Here is a 4,614-nt window from a genome sequence, read left to right as displayed (position 1 = left end):
GTTCCTTTTTAGACGAGTAAAAAGGAACAAAATCAAAAAACAACATAAACATACCCCCTTACAAAAAAACAAACCATCATTGCTATACTAGTAATAATCGCCATACGTATATGTAAGCATTAGCACAATATGAAATGAGTACAGAATTAGTACCAAAATCTTTTTAGAAAAACATCATTGTTAGACCAGCAAAAACCAACAAAACCAAAAACACCACAAAAAACCTACCATTTACATACATTTTAATTTTAAAAAAATTTCTTACTTTGCTAAGTATAAAAAACAAAAGCAGTACCCCGTATAAAAACCCATTTATTTTTATAATAATATGAATGTACGCCTTACAGAAGAACAAAAAATACAAATAGCCAATCAAGACGATGTTTACAAAATTATGCAGCAGGTACTGTTGCGCCAAAACAAAGTACGCAGAAAACAAGAGTATTTTTGGGCATTAGGGTTAGACAAGACCAACACCATACTCTTTTTAGAGCTTATAGCTATTGGGCGAGACAACCGTGTAAACGTGCATCCGCCAGATGTTTTTAGAATGGCCATTTACAAACTTGCTCCCAAAGTAATATTAATACACAACCACCCCAGTGGTATTTTAAAACCATCTCAAGACGATGTTGATTTTACAGACCGCCTTTTAAAAGTAGGCAGGTTTATAGAGATAGAGGTCATAGAGCATCTTATCATTACCGAGACCGGCTTTACCAGTTTTGCTGCTCAGGGTTTAATAGAGCAAATTAAAAAAAGTGGTTTGTACGAGTTACTCAAAAAAGAAGAAAAAATGATTCGGGAGTTCAAGCTCCAAAAAGAAAAAGAAAGGGGCGAAAAAGAAAAGGCAATACAAATAGCCCTTAAAATGCAAGATGAAGGCTTTGATATAGATATGATTAAGAAAATGACGGGTCTCACCAAAACCGAACTTAAAAAAATATTAAAAGACGCCTAAGTATATAATATATCTTTTATTCGTAAAAGCATATATTTTTTTATTGTAAAAAAAACGTACAAATCCCAATTACAAAAGGCAAAATACGCATTATTATAGCAGTTAGCGTAGTTAGATAACCGCCATAAATAAAATGCAAATAACCGCAATGCGTATATTTGGGCGTTGGCAACAACTTTGAAAAACCGAACGATTTGAATAAAAAGTTAGACAAACTCATTGACAAACATTCATCTGAATTCAATCCAATTATTGAAAAGATAAATGCTTATATCGAATTGAGTAACTCTGACATTGACTATTCAACAGATGACAATTGGAAAATTGCAATTGATTGTGTAAATGGACTTTCAAAGCTTGCCGAATATTCTTTTGAATATGGAAATTTTAAAGACAATTGGGAATATGATAAGTTTTACCAAAATTTATATGGACCTGAATTAATTATCAAATCGCTAAAAACAAATTGTGATTACCGAATTGGACTTGACCTTAATGGAATTTATTTGTCAACCAATTTAAGGTTTAATGATAACTTGAGGTATATGGATGACCAGTTTTGGAAAAGCCTAATGGAATTATCGGAGTTTAGCGGATTTGAGTATGAAGAATATGAATTCACTTCTGATAAACAAAGAAAAAAATTTCCCGACTTATTCAAAACGAATAAGAGTATGATTTTCCGAATAATGAGAAAACACTTTTTCGACATTACCAATGAAGACTGGCAATACAGTTCAAGTAGCGTTGGAGAATTTAAAATCACTTGGACAAAAGAAAAAGAATTTGAATTTATGGTAAGAAAATGTTGTGAGGCATTTAAAAAAATGTATCGACTGAATTACCAATTATGGAAAGTGACTGATTTAAAAAATAAAAAAGCAGTTGCCAAAAATGTATAAGAAAACATAGGGCTTTCGAGCTTAATCGAAAGGTTAGTGTTGATTTGCAAATTAGCCAACTATAAAATTTGGCGTTTATGAGAAAAAAGATAAAAGCAAAATATTTATATTCGGCTTAGTACCAATCCGAAACGTATCGCTTATTACCTGCCCTACGTTTCTTATACGAGACGTTGGGTGTAATTAGAACGAGATGAAAGAAACCATAAGTGCAAATACTCTTTTTCATTTTACTAGAAACAAAAACTTTCTGACCAGTATTTTGAAAAATGGAATTTACATTAGATATAGCCTTGAATCTTATGGTAACATTATAAATGGAAAAAAAGAACTTGTGCTACCAATGACTTGTTTTTGCGATATTCCATTATCAAAAATTAAAAATCATACATCAAAATATGGTTCTTACTCTATTGGACTATCCAAGGAATGGGGTATAAAAAATGGTTTAAGTCCAGTAATTTATACAACTGAAAAATCCGAGACCGCAAATATCTTAAATCGGTTAACCTCAGACTTAGATAAGTTCTTTAACATTGATGATAATGAAGAGAATAAAGAGTTTATTTCCCTCAATAAAACTCTTACCGAAGACCAAAAAAACACTTTAGAATCAGATAAATTCGATTTTTTAGCCTCTCAAAACGAAAAGATTTTCGAACTATCAATACAACTAGGTCATTTCCTTAAATATATAAAACCTTACCAAGGAAAGGGGTATAGTAATGGAAAAGAATTTGGTAATGTTAAATTTTATGATGAGCGAGAATGGAGATATGTCCCCCCTAAAAATTTACTTAATAAAATCGGAGTTAAGGACTCTTATAAGAGAGAGTTTTATGAATCACCATCAAAAAGAAGATTGATAAACATAAAACTTGCAAGCCACAAGAAATTAAATTTCAAACCCAAAGACATTAAGTTCATTATAGTAGAAAAGGATGCCGAAATACCACATTTGATTTATGAAATTAGGGAAATCTTTAGGAAATCAGCTACTTACGATGAAATTATGCTTTTAACATCAAGACTAATTTCACTCGAACAAATAGTGGAAGATTTATAAAAAACCACAGGCCATAATGTCTAAACATAATTTGCAACCACTAGTTTGCTACGCTTTAGTAAACATATATCCTTAAATAAAGCAGCCCTCAAATAGGTATAAAATAGTAAAAACCTGTTTTCAACATAAAATAAGCTACAAAACCATAAAAAAACATATATAAACCTACATTTTTTTAAGTTTTTTCTTTCATTTCTACACACAACTTTAGATATTTGCCCTATTGTATAACCCCAAATTATAAAAACATGGCAAGTACCATAGAAACCGGTTTTGTTAGAAACACCGCAAAATTTGAAAAGCTTATTACCATATGTACCTCCTTTGGTACCAGTTATAACCCCTCAAGAGAAAACCTCACTATACCCGCCTTATCAACACTTTTACAAGAAAGTAAAGATGCCAATGCAGAGGTAAATGAGAGCCTCGCCAATTATAAAAATGCCGTAGCTGCCAGAACCGCCGCATACAAACCCCTTAGCAAGCTTATTACCCGCGTACAAAACGCAGCCATAGCCTGTGGCCTCCCCACAGAAATAGAAGACAACCTGCGTACCGTAGTACGCAAACTTAACGGCCGCCGTGCGCCCGGTAGCAAAACCCCAGAGCAGCAACCCCTTTCTGCCAATACCGCCGCTGCCATAGCAGAGCCCGCACCTGCACCTGCGCGTATCTCCGTATCACAAATGAGTGTAGATGCCCGCTTAGGAAACCTCAAAACCCTCGTAGCCCTGTTAGAAACCCGCCCAGAATATACCCCCAACGAGCCAGACTTACAAATAGAGAGCCTTAAAGCCCTGGAAAACCAGCTAGAAATACTCAACAAAAATGTAGATACCGCCCTTGCCGAGCTTTCTCGTAAACGCGATACGCGTATAAACATCATTAACCAGCCCAATACCGGCCTTATAGATGTAGCACTGGCCGTAAAAGCCTACGTAAAGTCCGTTTTCGGTACCTCCAATGCCCAAGCCAGAGAAATAAGCAAAATAATTTTCAGGAGGCCCAAAGAAAATGCCTAAACCCACCGGGTTAAAAAGCATATAAGCAAGTACCACGTTCAAATACACAACTACCCGTTGCAAATAGTCATACCAACAGGTAAAATACACATGCGCATACCAAAAACAGGTAGTGTGTTTAGTAAAACACCTATACGCTTCAAAAAAACAAAAGGGGTAAACAGCAAAATAGCCGGGGTATTGTAAAAAATTAACAGGTGTATAGTGCATATAAAGAGGTGCATGCACAAAACAGGCAGGTACCTTATAAAAACAAGCTTTGTATTTTAAGCTTGTAAGTTATACCGCCACCGGGCCCATAAGAGTATTACCGCTACCCGCATTTATCTTGCCGCTGGGCACCCAGAGCTTGCCAAAGGGCACCCTGCCAAAAGCTTTTTAGAAAAACACCCCTTTTTCCGTTCCTTTTTAGACGAGTAAAAAGGAACAAAACCTAAAAAACACACACTACCCCGTAACTCACAGTGATACTATGCCATAAATGCATAAAAACAAACCATCATTGCTATATTAGTAATAACTGCCATACATATATGTAAGCATTGGCCACAATATGAAATGAGTACAGAATTAGTACCAAAAGTTCTTTAGAAAGACATCCCTTTTCCTAAGGGTAGTACGAGAAAGCACTGGTGGTACACCAAAAGGAGGAGGTACTCCTTT

4 protein-coding genes are annotated in these 4,614 nt (G+C 34.9%); all 4 read left to right on the top strand.

The window, feature by feature from the left end; all coding sequences use genetic code 11:
- The first annotated feature begins 328 nt into the window (after nucleotides 1–328).
- The 4 genes from WAO84_RS17040 (at nucleotide 329) to WAO84_RS17025 (ending at nucleotide 3,951) form a co-directional block, all read left to right on the top strand.
- On the top strand, nucleotides 329–961 hold the full coding sequence (locus WAO84_RS17040) for a JAB domain-containing protein (RefSeq protein ID WP_340067345.1): 633 nt from the start codon (nucleotides 329–331) through the stop codon (nucleotides 959–961).
- Between the two features lie 194 nt (nucleotides 962–1,155).
- A complete protein-coding gene (locus tag WAO84_RS17035; protein WP_340067344.1) occupies nucleotides 1,156–1,863 on the top strand; it encodes a hypothetical protein in 708 nt (235 codons plus the stop codon).
- A gap of 193 nt (nucleotides 1,864–2,056) precedes the next feature.
- Nucleotides 2,057–2,929 carry an abortive infection system antitoxin AbiGi family protein gene (locus WAO84_RS17030; protein ID WP_340067342.1) on the top strand — a complete coding sequence of 291 codons (873 nt, stop codon included), beginning with the start codon at nucleotides 2,057–2,059 and terminating at the stop codon, nucleotides 2,927–2,929.
- Between the two features lie 248 nt (nucleotides 2,930–3,177).
- Nucleotides 3,178–3,951, top strand: coding sequence for a hypothetical protein (locus tag WAO84_RS17025; RefSeq protein WP_340067340.1), 774 nt, complete (start codon nucleotides 3,178–3,180; stop codon nucleotides 3,949–3,951).
- Nucleotides 3,952–4,614 lie beyond the last annotated feature (663 nt).

It is taken from the genome of Ascidiimonas aurantiaca, from assembly GCF_037646345.1.
In the GTDB taxonomy this organism is placed as follows: Bacteria; Bacteroidota; Bacteroidia; order Flavobacteriales; family Flavobacteriaceae; genus Ascidiimonas; species Ascidiimonas aurantiaca.
The sequence above is the reverse complement of the archived record's forward strand: the minus strand, read 5'-3'. Positions and strand labels throughout refer to the sequence as shown.

What these genes read in the sequence shown, in the direction of transcription:
- WAO84_RS17030 (WP_340067342.1), top strand. Translation starts at nt 2,057, where the DNA reads ATGAAAGAAACCATAAGTGCAAATACTCTTTTTCATTTTACTAGAAAC.
- WAO84_RS17040 (WP_340067345.1), top strand. Translation starts at nt 329, where the DNA reads ATGAATGTACGCCTTACAGAAGAACAAAAAATACAAATAGCCAATCAA.
- WAO84_RS17025 (WP_340067340.1), top strand. Translation starts at nt 3,178, where the DNA reads ATGGCAAGTACCATAGAAACCGGTTTTGTTAGAAACACCGCAAAATTT.